The 19,671-nt window shown below is 69.4% G+C and carries 19 protein-coding genes and 1 tRNA gene; 12 read left to right on the top strand and 8 right to left on the bottom strand.

The genetic code is table 11. The annotated features are described in order from the left end of the window. Window positions 1–80 precede the first annotated feature (80 nt). Complete coding sequence (locus ACKVMH_RS04815; RefSeq protein WP_412699452.1) at window positions 81–1,607, top strand: aminotransferase class III-fold pyridoxal phosphate-dependent enzyme; 1,527 nt, start codon at window positions 81–83, stop codon at window positions 1,605–1,607. A gap of 174 nt (window positions 1,608–1,781) precedes the next feature. Then, window positions 1,782–3,281: a catalase gene (locus tag ACKVMH_RS04810; protein ID WP_412699451.1), complete on the top strand. Its 1,500-nt coding sequence runs from the start codon at window positions 1,782–1,784 to the stop codon at window positions 3,279–3,281. A 47-nt stretch (window positions 3,282–3,328) separates the two neighbouring features. On the opposite strand, the gene ACKVMH_RS04805 is transcribed toward ACKVMH_RS04810, so the two are convergent. The 7 genes from ACKVMH_RS04805 to rsmD all read right to left on the bottom strand — a co-directional run bounded on the left by ACKVMH_RS04805 (window position 3,329) and on the right by rsmD (window position 8,867). Next, window positions 3,329–4,066, bottom strand: coding sequence for a TMEM43 family protein (locus ACKVMH_RS04805; RefSeq protein ID WP_412699450.1), 738 nt, complete (start codon window positions 4,064–4,066; stop codon window positions 3,329–3,331). Then, complete coding sequence (locus ACKVMH_RS04800; RefSeq protein WP_215219877.1) at window positions 4,063–4,953, bottom strand: MBL fold metallo-hydrolase; 891 nt, start codon at window positions 4,951–4,953, stop codon at window positions 4,063–4,065. The genes ACKVMH_RS04805 and ACKVMH_RS04800 overlap by 4 nt, the downstream gene beginning before the upstream one ends. An 84-nt stretch (window positions 4,954–5,037) precedes the next feature. Further along, window positions 5,038–6,774, bottom strand: a complete 1,737-nt coding sequence (ggt, locus tag ACKVMH_RS04795; RefSeq protein ID WP_412699449.1) for a gamma-glutamyltransferase — start codon at window positions 6,772–6,774, stop codon at window positions 5,038–5,040. Window positions 6,775–6,790: 16 nt separating this feature from the next. Further along, window positions 6,791–7,042, bottom strand: a complete 252-nt coding sequence (locus tag ACKVMH_RS04790) for a YfhL family 4Fe-4S dicluster ferredoxin (protein ID WP_215219875.1) — start codon at window positions 7,040–7,042, stop codon at window positions 6,791–6,793. A 57-nt stretch (window positions 7,043–7,099) separates the two neighbouring features. Further along, window positions 7,100–7,603 (bottom strand): hypothetical protein, encoded by a 504-nt coding sequence (locus tag ACKVMH_RS04785; RefSeq protein ID WP_215219874.1) that lies wholly within the window; start codon window positions 7,601–7,603, stop codon window positions 7,100–7,102. Between the two features lie 86 nt (window positions 7,604–7,689). After that, complete coding sequence (gene coaD / locus ACKVMH_RS04780; protein ID WP_215219873.1) at window positions 7,690–8,193, bottom strand: pantetheine-phosphate adenylyltransferase; 504 nt, start codon at window positions 8,191–8,193, stop codon at window positions 7,690–7,692. Continuing rightward, window positions 8,190–8,867, bottom strand: a complete 678-nt coding sequence (gene rsmD, locus ACKVMH_RS04775; protein ID WP_412699448.1) for a 16S rRNA (guanine(966)-N(2))-methyltransferase RsmD — start codon at window positions 8,865–8,867, stop codon at window positions 8,190–8,192. Before rsmD ends, coaD begins: the two co-directional genes overlap by 4 nt. 67 nt (window positions 8,868–8,934) lie before the next feature. Between rsmD and ftsY the strand changes: the two genes are divergently transcribed. The 4 genes from ftsY (at window position 8,935) to ACKVMH_RS04755 (ending at window position 12,965) form a co-directional block, all read left to right on the top strand. Further along, complete coding sequence (ftsY, locus tag ACKVMH_RS04770) at window positions 8,935–10,278, top strand: signal recognition particle-docking protein FtsY (RefSeq protein WP_412699447.1); 1,344 nt, start codon at window positions 8,935–8,937, stop codon at window positions 10,276–10,278. Window positions 10,279–10,377: 99 nt separating this feature from the next. Continuing rightward, on the top strand, window positions 10,378–11,562 hold the full coding sequence (locus ACKVMH_RS04765) for an AsmA family protein (protein ID WP_412699446.1): 1,185 nt from the start codon (window positions 10,378–10,380) through the stop codon (window positions 11,560–11,562). After that, the gene (mutY, locus tag ACKVMH_RS04760; protein WP_412699445.1) at window positions 11,555–12,667 is read left to right on the top strand and encodes an A/G-specific adenine glycosylase; all 1,113 of its coding nucleotides are present in this window, start codon (window positions 11,555–11,557) and stop codon (window positions 12,665–12,667) included. Before ACKVMH_RS04765 ends, mutY begins: the two co-directional genes overlap by 8 nt. A gap of 25 nt (window positions 12,668–12,692) precedes the next feature. Further along, a complete protein-coding gene (locus tag ACKVMH_RS04755) occupies window positions 12,693–12,965 on the top strand; it encodes an oxidative damage protection protein (protein ID WP_412699444.1) in 273 nt (90 codons plus the stop codon). On the opposite strand, the gene ACKVMH_RS04750 is transcribed toward ACKVMH_RS04755, so the two are convergent. After that, window positions 12,944–13,414 (bottom strand): DUF6491 family protein, encoded by a 471-nt coding sequence (locus ACKVMH_RS04750; protein WP_412699443.1) that lies wholly within the window; start codon window positions 13,412–13,414, stop codon window positions 12,944–12,946. The two genes, ACKVMH_RS04755 and ACKVMH_RS04750, sit on opposite strands and share 22 nt — an antisense overlap. Window positions 13,415–13,574: 160 nt before the next feature. On the opposite strand from ACKVMH_RS04750, the gene ACKVMH_RS04745 reads away from it, so the two are divergent. The 6 genes from ACKVMH_RS04745 to dxs form a co-directional block, all read left to right on the top strand. Further along, window positions 13,575–13,650, top strand: a tRNA-Phe gene (locus tag ACKVMH_RS04745). Between the two features lie 129 nt (window positions 13,651–13,779). After that, complete coding sequence (locus ACKVMH_RS04740) at window positions 13,780–14,265, top strand: hypothetical protein (protein ID WP_412699442.1); 486 nt, start codon at window positions 13,780–13,782, stop codon at window positions 14,263–14,265. Window positions 14,266–14,341: 76 nt separating this feature from the next. Next, window positions 14,342–16,132, top strand: a complete 1,791-nt coding sequence (locus tag ACKVMH_RS04735; protein ID WP_412699441.1) for an acyl-CoA dehydrogenase C-terminal domain-containing protein — start codon at window positions 14,342–14,344, stop codon at window positions 16,130–16,132. Window positions 16,133–16,192: 60 nt separating this feature from the next. Further along, entirely contained in the window at window positions 16,193–16,873 is a 681-nt protein-coding gene (locus tag ACKVMH_RS04730) for an HNH endonuclease (protein WP_412699440.1), read from the top strand. Window positions 16,874–16,993: 120 nt separating this feature from the next. Next, window positions 16,994–18,067: a hypothetical protein gene (locus ACKVMH_RS04725; protein ID WP_412699439.1), complete on the top strand. Its 1,074-nt coding sequence runs from the start codon at window positions 16,994–16,996 to the stop codon at window positions 18,065–18,067. Window positions 18,068–18,152: 85 nt separating this feature from the next. After that, window positions 18,153–19,671, top strand: a 1,519-nt coding sequence (dxs, locus tag ACKVMH_RS04720; RefSeq protein ID WP_412699438.1) for a 1-deoxy-D-xylulose-5-phosphate synthase, incomplete at its 3' end; no start/stop codon positions are given.

Genomic DNA, 19,671 nt, shown 5'->3' with positions numbered 1-19,671 from the left:
ACGCTGGATCGCAGGATTTTTCGCGGGCTGTTGCCGCGCATTTTTGTTTGCGGCGTTTCCGAACAAGGAGGCCCCACCCGATGTCCAGCACTGCCCACGACAACGCCTTCGCGGCCAAGCTCGCGCCCCTGCGCGCCCACGCCGGCGAACGCCGTACGGTCGGCCTAGACGACGCCACCCTCGCCCGCTTTTCCGGGAATGCCGAACTGGCCGAAGCGGTCGATGCCGCCGTCGCCGAGTACGGACGGGTCAAGGCCGGTGACCTGGGCCCGGATGTTGCCGACCTGCTGGATCTCGACGAGCGCACGCAGGCCGAGGCCATCCAGGCCGCCTACGTCAACTTCTACCAGGACGATGCGGTTAACCCGTACGTCGCCCTCGCCGCCCGCGGCCCGTGGATCGTGACGTTGAAGGGCGCCGTGCTGCACGACTCCGGTGGCTACGGGATGCTCGGATTCGGCCATGCGCCGGCGCAGGTGATCGAGGCGATGGCGCGGCCGCAGGCGATGGCCAACATCATGACCCCGAGCGTCTCGCAGATGCGGTTCGCGCGGATGCTGCGCGAGGCGATCGGCATCGGCCGTGACTGCCCGTACAGCCACTTCCTGTGCCTCAACTCGGGCTCGGAGTCGGTCACTCTTGCCGCACGCATCGCCGACACCAACGCCAAGACCATGACCGACGAAGGCGGCCGCCACGCCGGTCGCAGCATCAAGCGGGTGGTGGTCAAGGGCGGTTTCCACGGCCGCACCGACCGTCCGGCGCTGTACTCCGACTCCACCCGCAAGACCTACCTGCAGCACCTGGCCAGCTTCCGCGGCGAGGACAGCGTGATCGCGATCGAGCCGTATGACATCGACGCACTGCGCAAGGTCTTCACCGATGCCGACGCGAACGGCTGGTTCATCGAGGCGATGTTCCTGGAGCCGGTGATGGGCGAAGGCGACCCGGGCCGCAGCGTCCCGGTCGAGTTCTACAACGCGGCCCGCAAGCTGACCAAGGACCACGGCTCGCTGCTGCTGGTCGACTCGATCCAGGCGGGCCTGCGCGCCAACGGCGTGCTGTCGATCATCGACTACCCCGGCTTCGAGAACGCCGAGGCGCCGGACATGGAGACTTACTCCAAGGCACTCAACGCCGGCCAGTATCCGCTGTCGGTGCTTGCCGTCGGCGAGCGCGCGTCCAAGACCTACCGCAAGGGTCTGTACGGCAACACCATGACCACCAACCCGCGCGCGCTCGACACCGCATGCGCGGTGCTGTCGATGGTGACCCCGGACGTGCGGGAGAACATCCGCGCGCGCGGCGCGGAAGCGATCGAGAAGCTCGAGAAGCTCAAGGGCGAGCTCGGCGGCCTGATCACCAAGGTCCAGGGCACCGGGCTGCTGTTCTCGTGCGAGCTGTCGTCGGAATTCAAGTGCTACGGGGCGGGATCGACCGAGGAGTGGCTGCGCGAGCACGGCATCGGCGTGATCCACGGCGGCACCAACTCGCTGCGTTTCACCCCGACCTTTACCATGACCAGCGAAGAGCTGGACCTCCTGGTCGGGATGGTGGGCCGGGCCCTGAAGGAAGGCCCGCGCGCCAGCCAGGCCGCAGCCGCCTGACCGGACAGAGCTATGCGACAGGAAAAAGGCCGGGCAGTGTCCCGGCTTTTTTCATGGTGGGGGTCGGACAGGCGGCGCCTATCGATCCAATCCATCAGATCGAATGGAAGTCTTCGATAGAACGGGCCAATCTGGGGCCGGTGCGATCCCCCGCACCGCAACCAGGAGCCTCCGATGAGCAGTGACGACCCCAAGCGGCCCACAGGTTCAACCACCGGCAGCGGCGCCCCGGCGGCGAGCGATCGTAACTCGCTGACCATCGGACCCGACGGCCCCATCCTGCTGCACGACGTGCACTTCCTCGAGCAGATGGCGCACTTCAACCGCGAGAAGGTGCCCGAGCGCCAGCCGCACGCGAAGGGCGCCGGTGCCTTCGGCGTGTTCGAGACCACTGCCGATGTGTCGAAGTACACCAAGGCGGCGCTGTTCCAGCCGGGCGCGAAGACCGGGATGCTGGCGCGCTTCTCCACCGTCGCCGGCGAACAGGGCAGCCCGGACACCTGGCGCGACGTCCGCGGGTTCTCGCTGAAGTTCTATACCGACGAGGGCAATTACGACCTGGTCGGCAACAACACCCCGGTCTTCTTCGTGCGCGACCCGATGAAGTTCCCGCACTTCATCCGCAGCCAGAAGCGACTGCCCGACTCCGGCCTGCGCGACAACCACATGCAGTGGGACTTCTGGACGAACAATCCGGAGACCGCGCACCAGGTCACCTACCTCATGGGCATCCGCGGGCTGCCGCGCACTTGGCGCCATATGAACGGCTATGGCTCGCACACCTACATGTGGATCAACGCCGCCGGTGAGAGGTTCTGGGTCAAGTACCACTTCCATACCGAGCAGGGCATGGCGTTCTTCAGCAATGCCGAAGCCGCCGAGATGGCCGGTCGGGATGCCGACTTCCACCGCGGCGACCTGTTCAACGCGATCGCACGTGGCGACCACCCGAGCTGGAAGCTGTCGGTGCAGGTGATGCCGTACGCGGACGCGAAGGCGTACCGCTTCAACCCGTTCGACCTGACCAAGGTCTGGCCGCACGCGGACTACCCGCTTATCCCGGTCGGCCGGATGACGCTCAACCGCAACCCGGAAAACTTCTTCGCCCAGATCGAGCAGGCTGCGTTCTCGCCCGGCAACACGGTGCCGGGCATCGGCCTGTCGCCTGACAAGATGCTGCTGGGCCGGGCATTCGCCTACGCCGACGCACAGCGCAACCGGATCGGCACCAACTTCCACCAGTTACCGGTCAACCAGCCCAAGTGCCCGGTCAACACCTACATGTTCGACGGCCAGATGGCCTACCACCACAGCGGCAACGCGCCGGTGCACGCCACCAACAGCGGTGGCCGACCGTGGGCCGATGAAACGGGTGCGATGGCGGACGGCTGGGAAGCCGACGGCGAGATGGTGCGCAGCGCATACACCCTGCACGCGGAGGACGACGACTTCGGCCAGCCCGGCACGCTGGTGCGCGAGGTTTTCGGCGATGAGGACCGCGACGCGCTGGTGGACCAGGTGTCCGGCAGCCTGCTGGGTGGCGTGCGCAGTCCGGTACTGGAGCGCGCATTCGAATACTGGAAGAACATCGACCCCGGGGTCGGCCAGCGGATCGAGGACAAAGTGCGCAAAGGGAGCGCGCCGATGCCAGCCGAGGGCATGGGCGAAGGCTGAAGCCAGGCGCCGCCGCCGGGCCTGGGTCCCGGCGGTCCCGCGTGCGTCTACCGCCGTCGGCGAGTCAGCCAGCCGGTCACCGCGAGCAACACCGCAACGCCACCCAGCAACCACGGCCACAGGGGTCGCTCGTCATCGCTCGGGACCGGCGCGACCGGCAGCGCGGTACCGGCCGACACTGGCGAGGCCGAGCTAGGCGTCGCGCGCGGGGCCAGCTGCCATACCCCGTCGACGAGCTTCACCCGTCCGGCCAGCGGCGGCAGCGCCAGTTCGCGCCAGGTCACCCGCAGGTCGCCGACCTGCGGATCAAGCGGGTTCTCCGAACTGGTCAGGCCGTCCCCATCGGGCTGGAACGTGGCGGACAGATTCCCCGGCAGGCGCGAGAAGTTCGGCCGGAAGTCCTGCCAGCGGCCCAGCACCTTCAACACGGTCACGTCGATCGGCCTGCCGTCCAAGGTCGCCTCCTGCGCCCACACGCGCCGGCTTTCCAGCGGGATCGACGGCGGGTTCTCGTGGCCGGGGGCGAAGTCCGACGAGTCGACCAGCGCCGCTTTCCAGGCCTGCTCGTATCGGTCATGGCCGGTACGCAGCCACTGGTACATCTCGACCCGACGATCGAGCCCGAAGCGATGCGTGCCGACACCGAACTCGCGGTCCACCAGTTCGCCGCCGGGGGACAGCACGCCCTCGGGCGCGGCAGTGCCGGGCACCTGCGCGGAACCCGCACCCGACGCCAGCAGCCACGCCGCGAGCATGCCCGCCGTGACCACCGCGATCCGCTTCATGCAGCCAGCGACCTCGCCCGCAGCTCCGTGACTTCATGCTCGGTGGCATACCGCCCACGTTCGTCACGGGTCACGCCGGCCAGCGCGCACTCCGGGTCATGGGTGAAGAACAGATGGACATTTCGGGCGAGCTTGTCGGCCAGGAACGCCTGTTTCTCGTCGATCAGCAGCTCGGCGTTGCGGTCGTAGCCCATCGTGATCGGCACGTGTACCCACGGGCGGCCCGGGATCAGGTCCGCGCAGAACACCACGCCGCCATGGGCCTGTCCGTCGACCCGCTCCGGCCCGACGATCTCCGCCAGCATCAGGCCCGGCGTATGGCCGTCGCTGAAGTGGAAACGCACGGTCTGGCCGAGCGTTCCGGAGTACTCGTCGTCGACCAGCTCGAGCCGGCCGGTGGCCTCCAGCAACCCCGGCAGCTCGGGGATGAAGCTGGCGCGGTCGCGCGCGTGCGGCGCGACCGCCCGTTGCCAGTGCTCACGCCCGACCAAGTAGCTGGCGTTCGGAAACACCAGCCGCGGCGGCTCGCCTTCCCGGTATGGCGCGAGCAGCCCGCCGGCATGGTCGAAGTGCAGGTGCGACAGCACGACCACGTCGATGTCCTCGGGCGCGAAACCGGCGTCGGCCAGCGATTCGAGCAGCACGTGGCGGTCCTCGACGACGCCATACCGCTCGCGCAGCTTTGGCTCGAAGAATGCGCCGATGCCCGCTTCGAACAGCACCGTCCTGCCGGCGAGCGGCGTGGCCAGCAACGCGCGGCAGGCCAGCGCGATGCGGTTGGCATCGTCAGGCGCCGCCCACCGGCTCCACATCGCGCGCGGCGCATTGCCGAACATCGCCCCGCCGTCGAGCTTCTGGCTGTTGCCCATGAGCGACCAGAGTTTCATCGCCGACTCCCGTTGACCCGCAGCCGCTGCTGCAACCCCTGCATGATCGGCGATCGGGCCAGCCAATGAAACCGGAAGATCGCCTCAGGGCGAGCTGGCGGGCTCCGGCAACACGTCGGCCTTGCCGACCGGGTTGCGCGGATCGGTACCACCGCTCAGCTCACCGGTGCGCTTGTCCCAGGCAACGGTCTGCAGGTTGCCCCAGGTGTCCTCGCCCGCGTTGACGGTATGCCCCATCGCCTCGAGCGCCTTGACCGTACCGGGCGACAGCGCATCGGGCTCGGCCGAGACCACGTCCGGCATCCACTGGTGGTGGTAGCGCGGCAGCGCCGCGACCTGTTGCGCATCCAGCCCCGCGTCGTAGCCGAGGATCCCGACCAGCACCTCGGTGATGATCCGGCTGCCGCCCGGCGCGCCGAGGATCGCGACCTTGTCGTCGGACTCGATGATGCTCGGCGTCATCGAGCTCAACATGCGCTTGCCCGGCTCCACCGCGTTCGCCTCGAACCCCATCACACCGAACGCATTGGGCGTACCGGGCTTGAGCGCGAAATCGTCCATCTCGTTGTTGAGCAGCACGCCGGTACCCGGTGCAACCAGGCCCGAGCCGTACAGCAGGTTGACGGTCTGGGTGGCCGACACCCGGTTGCCGTCGCCGTCGATGATTGAGAAATGGGTGGTCTCGTCGTCCTCGAGCGGCACCGGCTGGCCGGACAGCAGGTCACTCGGGGTGGCCCGGTCGGGGTGGATGGTGGCACGCAGGCCGGCGGCGTAGGCCGGGTCGGTCAGCAGCGCCAGCGGCATATCGACGAAGTCCGGGTCGCCCAGGTAGATCGTCCGGTCGCGGTAGGCGCGGCGCATTGCCTCGACGACCAGATGGATGCGATCGGGCTCCTCCATTGCGGCCAGGTCCCAGCCGCTCAGGATCTGCAGCATCTGCGCCAGCGCGACCCCACCCGATGACGGCGGCGGCGCGGTGACCACGTGCCAGCCGCGGTACTCGAACTCGATCGGCTCGCGCTCGCGGACCTCGTAACCGGCCAGTTCCCCGGCGGTCCAGCGGCCACCCTCCTCGGCCACCGAGGCGAGCAACGCCTGGCCGACCTCACCCCGGTAGAACCCGTCGGCCCCGTCCCGCGCCATCAGCTCGAGCGTACGGGCCAGGTCCGGCTGGCGCAGCACCTCGCCCACCTGCGGCGGGTCGCCATCGGCCAGGAACACCTCGCGCGTGCCGCGGTAGCGCTCCATCACCTGGCTGCGGCGCGCATAGCCGCGCTCGAGCCGCTCGTAGACCGGAAAGCCCTCGCGCGCGATCCGGATTGCCGGCGCCAGGGTGGTAGACAGCGGCAGCTCGCCGTACTCGCGCGCAACGTGCACCAGTGCCGCCGGCAGGCCGGGGATGCCGGCCGACCACGGACCGTTGGTGGCGCGGTCGCGGTCCAGTTCGCCGTCCTCGTCCAGGAAGGCGGCCGGCGTTGCCGACGCCGGCGCGGTCTCGCGTGCATCGACGAATACGTCGCGCCCGCTGGCGGCATCGTGCAGCAGGAAGAATCCACCGCCGCCCAGCCCGGAGCTGATCGGCTCGACCACCGACAGCGTGGACGACACCGCCACCGCCGCATCGAAGGCGTTGCCGCCCGCGCGGATCATCTCCATGCCGGCTTCGGTGGCGAGCGAATGGGCGCTGGCGATCGCGGCGCCCGGAGGCGTGGGCGCGGCAGCAGTCGGCGCTTCGGCGCGTGCCGGCGTGGTGGCCGCGCATCCGGCCAGCAGGCCGACGAGGAAGCCGGCGGTCAGTACCGGTCGCAGTGCCTTGTGCATCGCTCGCTCCTGGTTGTCACGGGCCCTGTTGCAGGCGAAGCAGCTTGGCCAGCAGTTGCTCGTGCGATTCGGGGATGTCCGGGTCGGGGTCGATGCACTCGACCGGACAGACGACCACGCATTGTGGCTCGTCGAAATGCCCGACGCATTCGGTGCACCGGGCAGGGTCGATCACGTAGATGGTTTCGCCCTGCGTGATCGCCTGGTTCGGACAGGCCGGTTCACAGACGTCGCAATTGACGCAGAGCTCATTGATCTTGAGGGACATGGGGGACGAGGCGGCAGCAGGTCCGCGCCCACCGGGTGGCAGGCGCGGACCCGTGCATCACTTGGCCTCGACGAACTGGTAGTTCACGCCGGCCGGCTCGACCGCGGCGCGCACCCGGTCGTTGTCGGCGGCATCGCCGATGAAGAGCAGCTTGACGCCCTTCATCGAACCCGGGTCCACCTTGCCGAATGCGCCGACCACGATGTCGGCCATCATCGCCGACTCCGGCGAACCGAACGCGACCAGGTTGCCCTCGACGATGCCGCGTTGCATCGCGATCTCGATGTCCTCGGCCAGGCGCTCGCGGGCGCCCTCGAAGCCTTCGGACTCCGACGACGGCAGGTAGTACAGGTACGGGTTGTTGTTGATGTCGCCCATGTTGCGGGTGACGACGTCGGACAGGTAGACGCCCCACGCCTGCTCGTCATTGTTGTCGGCCGGGCGCTCGACGGCCGGCTTGGCCTCGGCGACGGTCTCGGTGGAAGCCTCGTCCTTCTGGCAGGCGGCCAGCACGGGCAGCGACAGGAGGGCAAGCAGCAAAAGGCGGGTGGTGGTCTTCATCGGTGATCCCCTGGTTGGGTCGAAAAACTGGGTGGGTCAAAGAACGGGATGGATCGAACGTGTTCAGTACCGGGAAAGCGGAACACTCACGGCTGGGTGCGCCGCCACTGTGCCTGCAACGCATCGGCCACCGCGGGCGGGACGAAACCGGACACATCCCCGCCGAGGCGGGAAATCTCGCGCACCAGCGACGACGAGATGAATCCGTACTGCTCGGCCGGGGTGAGGAACAGCGTCTCGACCTCCGGGATCAGGTGGCGGTTCATGCTGGCCAGCTGGAACTCGTACTCGAAATCCGAGACGGCACGCAGGCCACGCATCAGCACGCCGGCGCCGACGTCTGAGACGAAGTGGGCCAGCAGCGAATCGAACCCGCGCACCTCGACGTGCGGATGGTGGCCGACCGCCTCACGGGCCAGTTCCACGCGCAGTTCCAGCGGCAGCGCTGGGCGCTTGGCGGGACTCTCGGCGACGCCGATGATCAGCCGGTCGAACAGCTGCGCGGCGCGATCGACCAGGTCGATATGGCCATTGGTGATGGGGTCGAAGGTGCCGGGATAGACGGCGATTCGTTTGGAAGCCAGGGTCATTCGTCGGCGACTTGTGTGGGGCGGCCATCCGGGGCTGCCGCGTCGCCGTGCAGTGTATCAGCGGCGTCGCCGCCGGGCGCCGCAAGCCGCCGGTAGAGGGCGTAGCGGACCTCGCGCGTGCGCCCTTCCCGATGCAGGCCCCAGCCGGCCGGGATCGCCACGCGGGCGTCGGCCGGCGCCTCGACGTAGAGCCAGCCATCGGCGGTGACCACCGGCACCAGCGCCGCCAGTACGGCGTCCCAGGCATCGGCGGCGAACGGCGGGTCGACGAACGCGATGTCGAAGCCATGGCGCGGCTGCCCCGCCAGCCAGGCGACCGCATCAGCCTGCACCACGGTGGCGGCCTCGCCTCCCGGCAGGCGCCGGGTGGCCTCCAGCAGCGTGCGCGCCTGGGTGCCGTCGCGCTCGACCAGGACCGCGGACCCGGCGCCGCGCGACAGCGCCTCCAGCCCGAGCGCACCGCTGCCAGCGAACAGGTCGAGCACGCGGGCGCCGGGGACGGCGGCGACAAGCCAGTTGAACAGCGTCTCGCGGACCCGGTCGGACGTCGGGCGCAGCCCTTCGATATCGGCCACCGGCAACTTGGTGCCACGCCAGCGACCGCCGATGACGCGCACCTGCCCGGGCGTGGCACGGTTGGCCCCGTCGCCGGGCTTTCGCTGGGGTTTTTTCATCGGGATGGATTCCAGGCCGGTGCTAGCATGTAGGGTCATTGTCCAACATGTCCCGGGCCGCCACTCGATGGTCAGCTTTTTCCGCCGCAAGAAGCCCGAAACGCCTTCCGGCAGCGAATCGGCACGGCGCTACAGCGCCGAGGAACTGGCCGCCGCATTCCCGACGGCGCCTGCTGGCGGGGCCGTCCCTGCCCCGGTCCAGCGGCCGATCCCGCCGCCGGCGGACGTCCCGCCACCCGCTCCGGTCCGGGACGTGGTCGAAGCTCAGCCCGCTACCGAACCTGCGCCGGCCGCTGCGCCCGAGGCGCACGCGTTGCCTGCCGGTTCCGCCGCAACCAAAGCGGCGGCCGAACGTGCAGCCGGGCCAGTCACCGAACCCGTTGCGGCTCCCGTCGCGGTGGTTGCGGAACCGCCGCCATCCAAACCCACACCCGTCGCCGAGCCCCCCGCCGATATTCCCGGCGTACCGGCCACGGCCGTCGCGGCGCCGGCCGGCAAGCGCGGCTGGCGCGACCGCCTGCGCGGCAGCGCGTTCGCCCGCAGTTTCGGCGGGCTGTTCTACACCAACCCAAAACTCGACGAGGACCTGCTCGACCAGATCGAGACGGCGCTGATCACGGCCGACGTCGGGGTCGCCGCGACCACCGAGCTGGTGGCTGCGCTGCGCAAGCGCATGAACGCGCGCGAGTTCATCGACGCACACGCGCTGCTGCTGGCGCTGCGCGAACAACTGCTCGCCCTGCTCCGGCCGGTGGCCGTCCCGCTGCGGATCGAGCGCGCGGACAAGCCGTTCGTGCTGCTCACCGTCGGCGTCAATGGCGTCGGCAAGACCACCACGATCGGCAAGCTGGCCAAGCGCTTCAAGGACGAGGGCCGGCCGTTGATGCTCGCGGCGGGCGACACTTTCCGCGCCGCCGCGGTGGCGCAGCTGCAGGCCTGGGGCGAACGCAACGGCGTGGCCGTCATCGCGCAGGGACAGAACGCCGACGCGGCATCGGTGGCGTTCGACGCCCTGCAGGCGGCGACCGCACGCAACATCGAGGTACTGATCGCCGACACCGCGGGCCGCCTGCACACCCAGCAGGGGTTGATGGCCGAGCTGGGCAAGATCAAGCGCGTGCTGCAGAAGATCGATCCTGACGCGCCGCAGGAGGTGCTGATGGTGATAGACGGCACCACCGGCCAGAACGCGCTGTCGCAACTGCGCCAGTTCCACGCCGCCGTCGGCGTAACCGGGCTGGTCGTTACCAAGCTCGACGGCACCGCCAAGGGCGGCGTCGTGTTCGCGCTGGCGCGCGAGTTCGGCATCCCGATCCGGTTTGCCGGCATTGGCGAGCGGCCCGAGGACCTGCGCGTGTTCGACGCCGAGGCCTTCGTCGACGCGCTGCTGCCGGAGACGCTCGGCGCCTAGCCGGGCCGGCGGGTGGATACCGCACCGGCACCGCGCAGCCCGCCGGCCGGCCGGGGACGGCGGCTTTGGCTCGCGCTTGCAGCGGCCCTGGTGCTGCTCGTGCTTGCCGTCGCATGGCTCGCCCAGCCGCCGCGTGTCGCGGGGCTGATCCTTGACCGCGCCGGCGCCGCGCTCGGGCTCGAGATCACCGCCGGCGGAGTAAGCGAGTACAGCCTGCGAGGTACGCCGACCCTGGTGGTGCGCGACCTGGTCGCGCGCCAGCCGGGCGCTGCGGAGCCGGTCCTGCGCGCCGGGCGCGTGTACCTGTCGCTGCCATGGTCGACGCTGCGCAGCCGCGGCGCGGACCTGACGGTCGAACGCGTCGAGCTGGATGCTCCTCGGCTCGACCTGGGTGCATTGCAGCGATGGCGCGCCAGCCGCCCGCCTTCAGGCGAGGTGCGCATCCCGACCCTGACCGGTGGCCTGCATGTCGTACGCGGCGAGGTCATCGGCGCCGGCTGGTCGGTCGACCGTATCGCGATTTCGATGCCGTCCCTGCACCCCGACCGCGCGGTCGCCGGACGCGTGGCCGGCCGCTTCCGCAACGGCGGGACCACGATGCCCTTCGACCTGCAGGTCTCGCTGACCGAAGTGTCGATGGCCGCTTCGCTAGGCGCGTCGGGCATCGCCACCGTGGTCACCCCCGAGTGGCGGATGCCAATGCGCCCGACGTTCTCCGGCCGGCTGCACGAGGGTGACGACGGGATCGGCCTTGATCGTTTCCTGCTGGGTGCCAGCGCCCGGCACCTGTCCGCGGACCGCGAGCTTGCGTTCTATTTGGGGCTGGCCGGACCGCTGCGCTACCTCGACGGCGTGTTCTTGATCGATCCGCTCGGGGTCGCGTTGCGGGGCGCCGGGCTGGTGCCGCGCATGGACGCTGCTGGCCGCTTCGAATGGCAGGACGGAATGACGTGGAATCTCGAAGGCACCCTCGCCCGCTGGCCGGACGCGTGGCCGTCGCTGCCGGCTCCGCTCGACGCATCTGACGCACCGCTGGCGTTCGCGCTCGACCACACCGGACCAGCCAACCTGTCCGGACCGACCCGCCTGCGGTTGTTGCGCGGCGCAAGCACGTTTGATGCGCGGTTCCACTTGCCGGACGTGCTCGCGTGGAGCAGCCAGCTCGACAGCGGGAACCCGCTTCCGCCGCTCGACGGTTCCTTCGCGACGCCGACCCTGGAGATCCCCGGAGCGACGCTGCACGGCGTCGAGATCGAGTTCCGTGACGCACCGGTCGATGACTGACTCACCCGCACTCCCGCACCCGGAACCGGACCCGCCGCCGGAAGCCGTGGTCGTCGACGGCAGCGCACGCGGCTTCTCGACACGGCTGCTCGCCTGGTTCGACCACAGCGGCCGCCACGACCTGCCATGGCAGCACCCGCGCACGCCGTACCGGGTCTGGCTGTCGGAAATCATGTTGCAGCAGACCCAGGTCCGGACCGCCGCTCCGTACTTCGAACGCTTTGTCGCCGCCCTGCCGGACCTGCCGGCGCTGGCCGAAGCCGAGCTCGAACAGGTGCTGGCGCTCTGGTCGGGCCTGGGCTACTACGCCCGCGCCCGCAACCTGCACGCCGCCGCCCGGCATTGCATGGCACTGCACGACGGCGAGCTGCCGCGCGACATCGACGCGCTGGTCGCGCTGCCGGGCATCGGCCGCAGCACCGCGGCGGCGATCCTCGCGCAGGCCTGGGGCGACCGGCACGCCATCCTCGACGGCAACGTCAAGCGGGTGCTCGCGCGCTACCACGGCGTCGCCGGCTGGCCGGGGGCGCCGGCGGTCGAACGATCGTTGTGGGCGTTCGCCGAAACCCACCTGCCTGACACGCGTCTGGCCGACTACACGCAGGCTCAGATGGACCTCGGTGCCACCCTGTGCACGCGCACCGCGCCGGCCTGCGTGCTGTGCCCGCTGCAGGCCGAATGCATCGCACGCATCGAGGGGCGCACGGCGGAGCTGCCCACCTCAAAACCCGGCAAGCCGCTGCCGCAACGTCATGCCTGCGTGCTGTGGCTGGAGGACGCCGACGGCCGCGTGTTGCTGCAGCAGCGCCCGCCGACCGGCATCTGGTCGTCACTCTGGACGCTGCCGCAAGCCGACGACGAAGTCGCTGCCCGCGCCTGGTTCAAACATCACTGCGACGGCGACTTCGCGCGCGGCATCGGCAAACCACCGATCTCCCACGTCTTCAGCCATTTCAAGCTGGAACTGCTGCCGCGCTATTGGCGCGATGTCGCCCTGCACCCGCAGGTCCGCGACAATGGCGACCTGCGCTGGGTCGCGCGGGCACAACTGGGCGCGCTTGGCATCCCCGCGCCCATTCGCCGCCTGCTCGAAGCCGGCGCCTGATTCCACCCCACTTTCGAGGTCCGCCATGCCCCGCGCCGTCTATTGCGAATACGAGAAACGCGAAACCGAGGGCCTCGATTTCGCACCCTGGCCCGGTCCTGCCGGCAAGCGCGTCTACGCACACATCGGCAAGGGCGCATGGTCGGCATGGCTCGCGCACCAGACCATGCTGATCAACGAGAACCGCCTGTCACCGATGAACCCCGCGCACCGCGAGTTCCTCGAAGCCGAGATGATCAAGTTCCTGTTCGGCGGCGACGCCGAGAAGCCGGCCGGCTACGTGCCGCCGGAGTCCTGAAGCCCGGCCCGGGTCGCGTCTTCCGCCCGCCTCAGCGCCGCGACGTCGACCGGTTGGATCGTCTGGATCCGGCACGGGATCCGGGTGCTCTGGTCCAGCACCACGACGTTGTCGAGCCCGGCGAACACGCTCCCGGTCTGGTCGCTCAGCGAGATCGCGCGCCCCACGTCCAGTCGCGGGCAGGCGCTAGCAAGCCGCAGCAGGTAGGCCTCGCTCGGCCGGGTCCACACGAGGAGCGCATCGTCGCCCACCGGCTCCCAGCTGTGCAGCGTGCCGTGGTAGTTGAACTTGTTGACCGGCTCGCCGGCATGGTCGAGGTAGAGCTGGTGCCGCTGTGTCTCCGACAGCGTCGGCCCGGAGGCGCAACCGGCCAGCATCATGATTGCCAGTACGACGGTTGCCAGAAGCGGAGATGGGCGCAGCGCAGCGCCGACGGTTTGGATCGTCATGACTCACTCCCGTTGGGTGGACGGTGGTGTGGTCCCCATGATGCGCTGGGCGGCAACACGACGGCGACGTTGCGGTGCACGTGATTCAGCGTCCAGCAGCTTGCCAGTTCCCCCCGCGCACCCGTATCATGCCGCTCCTCGCACGGCCCGACCGTGTAGTGGCCGGGTAGCTCAGTTGGTAGAGCAGGGGATTGAAAATCCCCGTGTCGGGGGTTCGATTCCCTCCCCGGCCACCATTTATCTGGTGGCACGAACGCAAGCCCTGCAAGGCATCCGCCGAGCGGGGTTTTCTGTTTTTGGGGCCAGGGCATCGCGCACCATTCGCCGTAGTATCCTCGGGCTTCCACTCGACGGGAGCGTGCGGCATGGCGGGCAGGACCTGGGGACGTTGGATCGCGGCGGTACTGGTGGTCGCGCTGGTTGGCGCCTGTGCAAGCGGTCCGGTGCGCCGGGTGTCCGACCCTTCGGCCCGCATCCAGCAGCTCACCGTGCGCGCCGACGGCAACTGGTCGGTGGACCTGCGGCTGGAGAACTTCAGCAGCATCCCGATGCGCTTCGACGCCGTCAGCCTCGGGCTGGAGGTCGATGGGCACGACGCCGGCACCCTCGCCGCCCAACCCGGCATCACGGTTGGTCCCGAATCGGCGGACGTCGCCGAAATCATCTTCGTCCCATCGGCTGCCGCGAAGTTCGCGGTGGCGCAGTCGCTGGCCGGGGGCACCAGCCTGTCCTATGCGCTTGACGGTTCGGTGACCGCCACGCCGGACGAGGAGAACCAGCGCGTGTTCAAGGACATTACCCGTCGCAGTGCCCTGAGCCCGGCCCCCGGATTGCCGGGTGTGATGCGCTGAGCAACCGCGCCGACAGACACCTTTCCACCGCCCGGTGGCTCTCACCGAGCGACAGACGACATCCAGTGAGGCATCGATGAGCAAGTACAAGGCTCCCCTGCGGGACATGCGGTTCGCACTCCACGACGTGCTCGGTCTCGAGCATGCCCTGCCCGCCCTCGGCCATGACGAAGTCGGCCGCGAACTGGTCGACGCCGTGCTCGAGGAAGCCGCCCGCTTCGCCGAGACGGTGCTTGCGCCGCTCAACGAGGTCGGCGACCGCGAGGGGTGCACCCACGACAAGGCCACCGGTGATGTCACCACGCCGAGCGGGTTCAAGGAGGCCTACGCGCAGTACGTCGACGCCGGGTGGCCGGGGCTGACGGCGCCGGCCGAATTCGGGGGCCAGGGGCTGCCCCACGTGACCGGATTCGTGCAGAAGGAAATGGTCGACAGCGCCAACCTGGCGTGGGGCAACTTCCCGCTGCTCGGACATGGCGCCACCGAGGCGCTGCGCCAGCACGGCGAAGATTGGCAGCGCGAGGTCTTCCTCAAGCCGCTGGTCGATGGCCGCTGGACCGGCACCATGTGCCTGACCGAGCCGCATTGCGGCACGGACCTGGGGCTGCTCAAGACCCGCGCCGAACCCGGCCCCGACGGCACCTACGCGATCACCGGCACCAAGATCTTCATCACTGCCGGCGAGCACGACATGGCGCCCAACATCATCCACCTGGTGCTGGCGCGCCTTCCGGACGCGCCGTCGGGAAGCCGCGGCATCTCGCTGTTCGTGGTGCCCAAGTTCAAGGTGGACCGGGAAGGCAACGTCGGCGCGCGCAATGCGGTGGTGTGCGGCTCGCTCGAGCACAAGATGGGCATCCATGGGTCGGCGACGTGCGTGATGAACTTCGACGGCGCCGAGGGCTACCTCGTCGGCCAGCCCCACAAGGGCATGTCACACATGTTCACCATGATGAATGCCGCGCGCCTGGCGGTCGGCCTGCAGGGACTGGGGCTTTCCGAGCGCGCGCTGCAGAACGCCCTCGCCTATTCGCGCGACCGGCTGCAGTCGCGCTCGCTGTCGGGGCCGAAGCTGCCGGAGAAGCCGGCGGACCCGATCATCGTCCACCCGGACGTGCGCCGGATGCTGCTGACCTGCAAGGCCCTTGTCGAGGGTGGCCGCGTGATGGCCTACCACGCCGGCCTGATGGTCGACACCGCCGAGGGCGCCAGCGACGCGGGCGAACGCGAGCGCGCCGAGGCGCTGGTCGAGTTCATGACCCCGATCATCAAGGCCTGCCTGACCGAGTGGGGCATCGAGTGCACCTACCACGCACTGCAATGCTTCGGCGGCCACGGCTACATCGCCGAGCACGGCATGGAGCAACTGGCCCGGGACGCGCGCATCACCACGCTCTATGAGGGCACCACCGGCATCCAGGCGCTGGACCTGGTGGGCCGCAAGATCCTCAAGCTGCAGGGCGCCGGCCTCAAGGCATTCGGCGCGATGATCGCCGGCTTCTGCCGCGAGCAGTCCGCCAACCCCGCCGTTGCCGGGCTGGTCGGCCCGCTGGCTGACAAGGCGCGCGAGTGGGAAGAACTGACCGTCTCCGTTGCCAAGGCGGCCGCGGCCAACCCGGAGGAGGTCGGCGCCGCGTCGTACGACTACCTGATGTATTCGGGCTACGTCACCCTCGCCTACTGGTGGGCGCGCAGCGTGGCCGCCGCCGAGGCGTCCGACCAGCCCGAAGCGTTCAAAGCCGGCAAGCGCGAGACCGCCCGGTTCTATTTCGAGCGTGTGCTGCCTCGCACGCTCGCGCATGCCGCAGCGATCCGCAGCGGCGCCGGGTCGCTCATGTCGCTGGACGCGGACCACTTCGACGGCTGAGCCCTAACCCCCTCAAAGGGGCAGACAATCCGTAACGGATCGGGTATATGCTCGGTCCCCGTGGAGAACGACAGAGCGCCGCTACGCCTCGTCAACTCCGGCCCCGCGGCGGGAAACATCCCGCCCGGACCGGAAGCCCCCGCGGTCGGCCCGCGTGGCGGCATCGAACGCCTCAATTCGGTCAGGTTGCTCGCACTGGACGCCCACGGGCGCGTGCTCGACTGGATGAACTGGCAGCAGGCCGCCTGCCTCTACGCACGCGATGCGGTCGCCTGGACACTCGGCGATCCCTGCCTGCAGGTCCATGGCGGCACCAACCGGCTCAGCGGCGAGCAGAGCCTGCTGGACCTGCACCCGATCGTCGCCGCGCGCGGCCATGCCCGGGCCCACGCGCTGGACCCGACACCGGCACTCACCAACACGGCACTGTTCGCCCGTGATGCCCACTTGTGCCTCTACTGCGGCCGCGAATGCCACCGGCCACAACTGACCCGCGACCACGTCCTGCCGGTCTCCAAGGGAGGCCGCGACGTCTGGGAGAACGTCGTCGCCGCGTGTTTCCACTGCAACTCGCGCAAGGGCAACCGCACCCCCCAACAGGCCGGGATGCCGTTGCTGGCGGTGCCCTACCGTCCCAGCTGGGTCGAACACCTGATCCTCTCCAACCGCAACATCCTGGCCGACCAGATGGCATTCCTGAAAAGCCACCTGCCGAAGAAGCACGCGCGCTCGGTCAACTGACCCGCCGCGGCCAATTGCGCCTCACCGTGCCGCCACGCGCCGGCTTTCGACGCTGGGCGCGCATTGACGCTCGCGGTCGCCTCCGCAACACTCCGGTCACCTGTATCAATGGATTCGACGATGTCCCTGACTTTCGGCCTGACCGGGATGGATCCGGCCACGGAAACCTCGCTGAAAGCAGCGTTCACCGAAGCCAACGCCCGCCTCGGTGGTAGCTGGCAGCTGCTGCCCGAGACCCAGGCCGACTACATCGTGGTCGACATGGACAGCATGTACGGTCCGATGAGCTGGCTGCGCCTGCATGCGGCCGGCAAGACCGTGATCGGCTTGACATCGGCACCGCGCACCCAGGCCGACCACCGCCTCGGGCAGCCCTTCGACGCCGGCTCGCTGGCGCAACTGCTGGCTGAGCTGGCGCCCGGCGTGGTGGCCGCCTCGCCCGCCGGCCTGACGCCGGCGCCCCAGCCGCAGGATCAGTTGCCGGAAGAACAGCCCTCGGTGGCAACCGCCGACGCCGAGCCGCCGTCGGTCGCCGCGACCGATGAAGTCGGTGCCGCGCCGCGCGAGCCGGCCAGCGTCGCCGTCGCCCAGGTAGTGCCGGCGGCCCCGACCGTGCAGCCGCACGTGCCGGCCGTCGAAATTGAACCCACGCGCCTGGCCGAATGGCTGGCATCGGGCCGCATCACGGGCAAGGTGCAGCTCGAGCGCGACGGCACCACGCTGCTGATCGACACCGACGCGCGCCGCTACCACGGCCCGTCAGCACTCAAGCCACTGGTTGCGCACGTCACCGGGCCGCTCGCTGCAGCCGACTTTGTCGCGACGCCCGACTGGGACGCCCGGGCCGCGGCGCATGGCGAATCGCAACCGCTCACCCGCCTGCTGTGGCTGGACGGGTTGCTGGCCGGCGGCGGCAAGCTGATGCCGGGCTTCGACCCGGACGCCCGCTACCAGATGCTCAAGTGGCCGCAGACCGAACGCGAGTACCCGAAGCATTTCCGCATCGCCACGGCGATGATGAAGGGGCCGGCGACGCTCTCGGAAATCGCCGCTGCCAGCGGTGTGCCGGAAGCCGACGTCACCGACTTCGTCAACGCAAGCCTCGCCACCGGCTTCGCCGATGTCGAGCGGCCGCCGGAACCCGAGCCCGAAGCACCGAAGTCGGGCCTGTTCGGCCGCCTGCGCGGCCGCTGAACCCCGGCGCCGGTCCGACCGGGTGAACCTTGCCCCACCTCCGGTGGGGCGGGACAATGGGCGACTGCCGTCCGACGCCGTATTGATGATCGATCCCCAACGCTACCCGCGCTTGTCGCGCATTTCGGTCCCGGCCGAGCTTCGCGCGTTTCCCGAAGAGGAATTGCCGGCGATCGCCGACGAGCTGCGCGCCTACCTGATCGAACAGGTCGCCCAGTCGGGCGGGCACTTCGGCGCCGGACTGGGCGTCATCGAGCTGACCGTTGCGCTGCACTGGCTGTACGAGACGCCGGTGGACCGCCTGGTCTGGGATGTCGGCCACCAGACGTACCCGCACAAGATCCTGACCGGTCGCCGCGACGCGATCCGCACGGTCAAGCAGAAGGACGGCGTGGCGCCGTTCCCCAAGCGGGAGGAATCGGAGTACGACACCTTCGGCGTCGGCCACAGCTCCACGAGCATTTCGGCCGCGCTGGGCATGGCGATCGCACTGCAGCGCGCCGGTGACGACCGCAAGGTGGTCGCCGTGATCGGCGACGGTGCGATCACCGGCGGCATGGCGTTCGAAGCACTGGCGCACGGCGGCGGCATGGGCGACGAGCCCGGCGGCGTCGAACCGAACCTGCTGGTGATCCTCAACGACAACCAGATGTCGATTTCCGAGAACGTCGGCGGCGTCACCCGGATGCTCGGGCGGCTGTCGGGTAGCCGCACGCTCAACGCACTACGCGAGGGCGGCAAGAAGCTGCTCGGCGACAAGCACGGCGCGCCGGCGCGCTTCGTCAAACGCTGGGAAGAACAGTGGAAGGGGATGTTCGTCCCGTCGACGTTCTTCGAGGAACTCGGCTTCCACTACACCGGCCCGATCGATGGCCACGACCTGCCGGCACTGCTGGGCGCGCTGAAGACCCTCAAGCACCTCAAGGGTCCTCAGCTGCTCCACATCATCACCACCAAGGGCAAGGGCTACGAGCTCGCCGAAGGCGACCAGATCGGCTACCACGCCGTCAGCCCGTTCGACCCCAGCCAGGGCATGGTCAGCAAGCCGGGCGCCAAGAAGCCCACTTATACCGACGTGTTCGGCGACTGGCTCTGCGACATGGCCGCCGCCGACCCGCAACTGCTCGCCATCACCCCGGCGATGCGCGAGGGCTCGGGGCTGGTCCGCTACAGTCGCGAGTACCCGGAGCGCTATTTCGACGTGGCCATCGCCGAGCAGCACGCCGTGACGCTTGCGGCTGGCATGGCCTGCGAGGGCGCCAAGCCGGTGGTGGCGATCTACTCGACCTTCCTCCAGCGCGGCTACGACCAGCTGGTGCACGACGTCGCGATCCAGAACCTGGACGTGCTGTTCGCGATCGACCGCGGCGGCGTGGTCGGGCCCGACGGCGCCACCCACGCCGGCAACCTCGACCTCAGCTACCTGCGCTGCGTCCCGAACATGGTGGTCATGGCGCCAGCCGACGAGGATGAGTGCCGCACGATGCTCTCCACCGGCTTCCGCTACGCCGGCCCGGCCGCCGTGCGGTACCCACGCGGCACCGGCCCGGGCGTGGCGCTGCGACCCGGGCTCGACACCTTGCCGATCGGCAAGGCCGAGGTGC

Source organism: Lysobacter zhanggongensis, assembly GCF_046638635.1.
Lineage (GTDB): Bacteria > Pseudomonadota > Gammaproteobacteria > Xanthomonadales > Xanthomonadaceae > Novilysobacter > Novilysobacter luteus.
Note: the sequence above shows the minus strand (reverse complement) of the source record. Positions and strands in the feature narration are given on the sequence as shown.

Excerpts from the sequence above, each read along its gene's own strand:
- ACKVMH_RS04755 (WP_412699444.1), top strand. The coding sequence starts at position 12,693 with ATGCCCCGCGCCGTCTATTGCGAATACGAGAAACGCGAAACCGAGGGC.
- ggt (WP_412699449.1), bottom strand. The coding sequence starts at position 6,774 with ATGCACAAGGCACTGCGACCGGTACTGACCGCCGGCTTCCTCGTCGGC.
- ACKVMH_RS04735 (WP_412699441.1), top strand. The coding sequence starts at position 14,342 with ATGAGCAAGTACAAGGCTCCCCTGCGGGACATGCGGTTCGCACTCCAC.
- mutY (WP_412699445.1), top strand. The coding sequence starts at position 11,555 with ATGACTGACTCACCCGCACTCCCGCACCCGGAACCGGACCCGCCGCCG.
- ACKVMH_RS04800 (WP_215219877.1), bottom strand. The coding sequence starts at position 4,953 with ATGAAACTCTGGTCGCTCATGGGCAACAGCCAGAAGCTCGACGGCGGG.
- ACKVMH_RS04725 (WP_412699439.1), top strand. The coding sequence starts at position 16,994 with ATGTCCCTGACTTTCGGCCTGACCGGGATGGATCCGGCCACGGAAACC.
- ACKVMH_RS04750 (WP_412699443.1), bottom strand. The coding sequence starts at position 13,414 with ATGACGATCCAAACCGTCGGCGCTGCGCTGCGCCCATCTCCGCTTCTG.
- ACKVMH_RS04740 (WP_412699442.1), top strand. The coding sequence starts at position 13,780 with ATGGCGGGCAGGACCTGGGGACGTTGGATCGCGGCGGTACTGGTGGTC.
- ACKVMH_RS04810 (WP_412699451.1), top strand. The coding sequence starts at position 1,782 with ATGAGCAGTGACGACCCCAAGCGGCCCACAGGTTCAACCACCGGCAGC.
- ACKVMH_RS04815 (WP_412699452.1), top strand. The coding sequence starts at position 81 with ATGTCCAGCACTGCCCACGACAACGCCTTCGCGGCCAAGCTCGCGCCC.
- rsmD (WP_412699448.1), bottom strand. The coding sequence starts at position 8,867 with ATGAAAAAACCCCAGCGAAAGCCCGGCGACGGGGCCAACCGTGCCACG.
- ftsY (WP_412699447.1), top strand. The coding sequence starts at position 8,935 with ATGGTCAGCTTTTTCCGCCGCAAGAAGCCCGAAACGCCTTCCGGCAGC.
- ACKVMH_RS04785 (WP_215219874.1), bottom strand. The coding sequence starts at position 7,603 with ATGAAGACCACCACCCGCCTTTTGCTGCTTGCCCTCCTGTCGCTGCCC.
- coaD (WP_215219873.1), bottom strand. The coding sequence starts at position 8,193 with ATGACCCTGGCTTCCAAACGAATCGCCGTCTATCCCGGCACCTTCGAC.
- ACKVMH_RS04790 (WP_215219875.1), bottom strand. The coding sequence starts at position 7,042 with ATGTCCCTCAAGATCAATGAGCTCTGCGTCAATTGCGACGTCTGTGAA.
- ACKVMH_RS04805 (WP_412699450.1), bottom strand. The coding sequence starts at position 4,066 with ATGAAGCGGATCGCGGTGGTCACGGCGGGCATGCTCGCGGCGTGGCTG.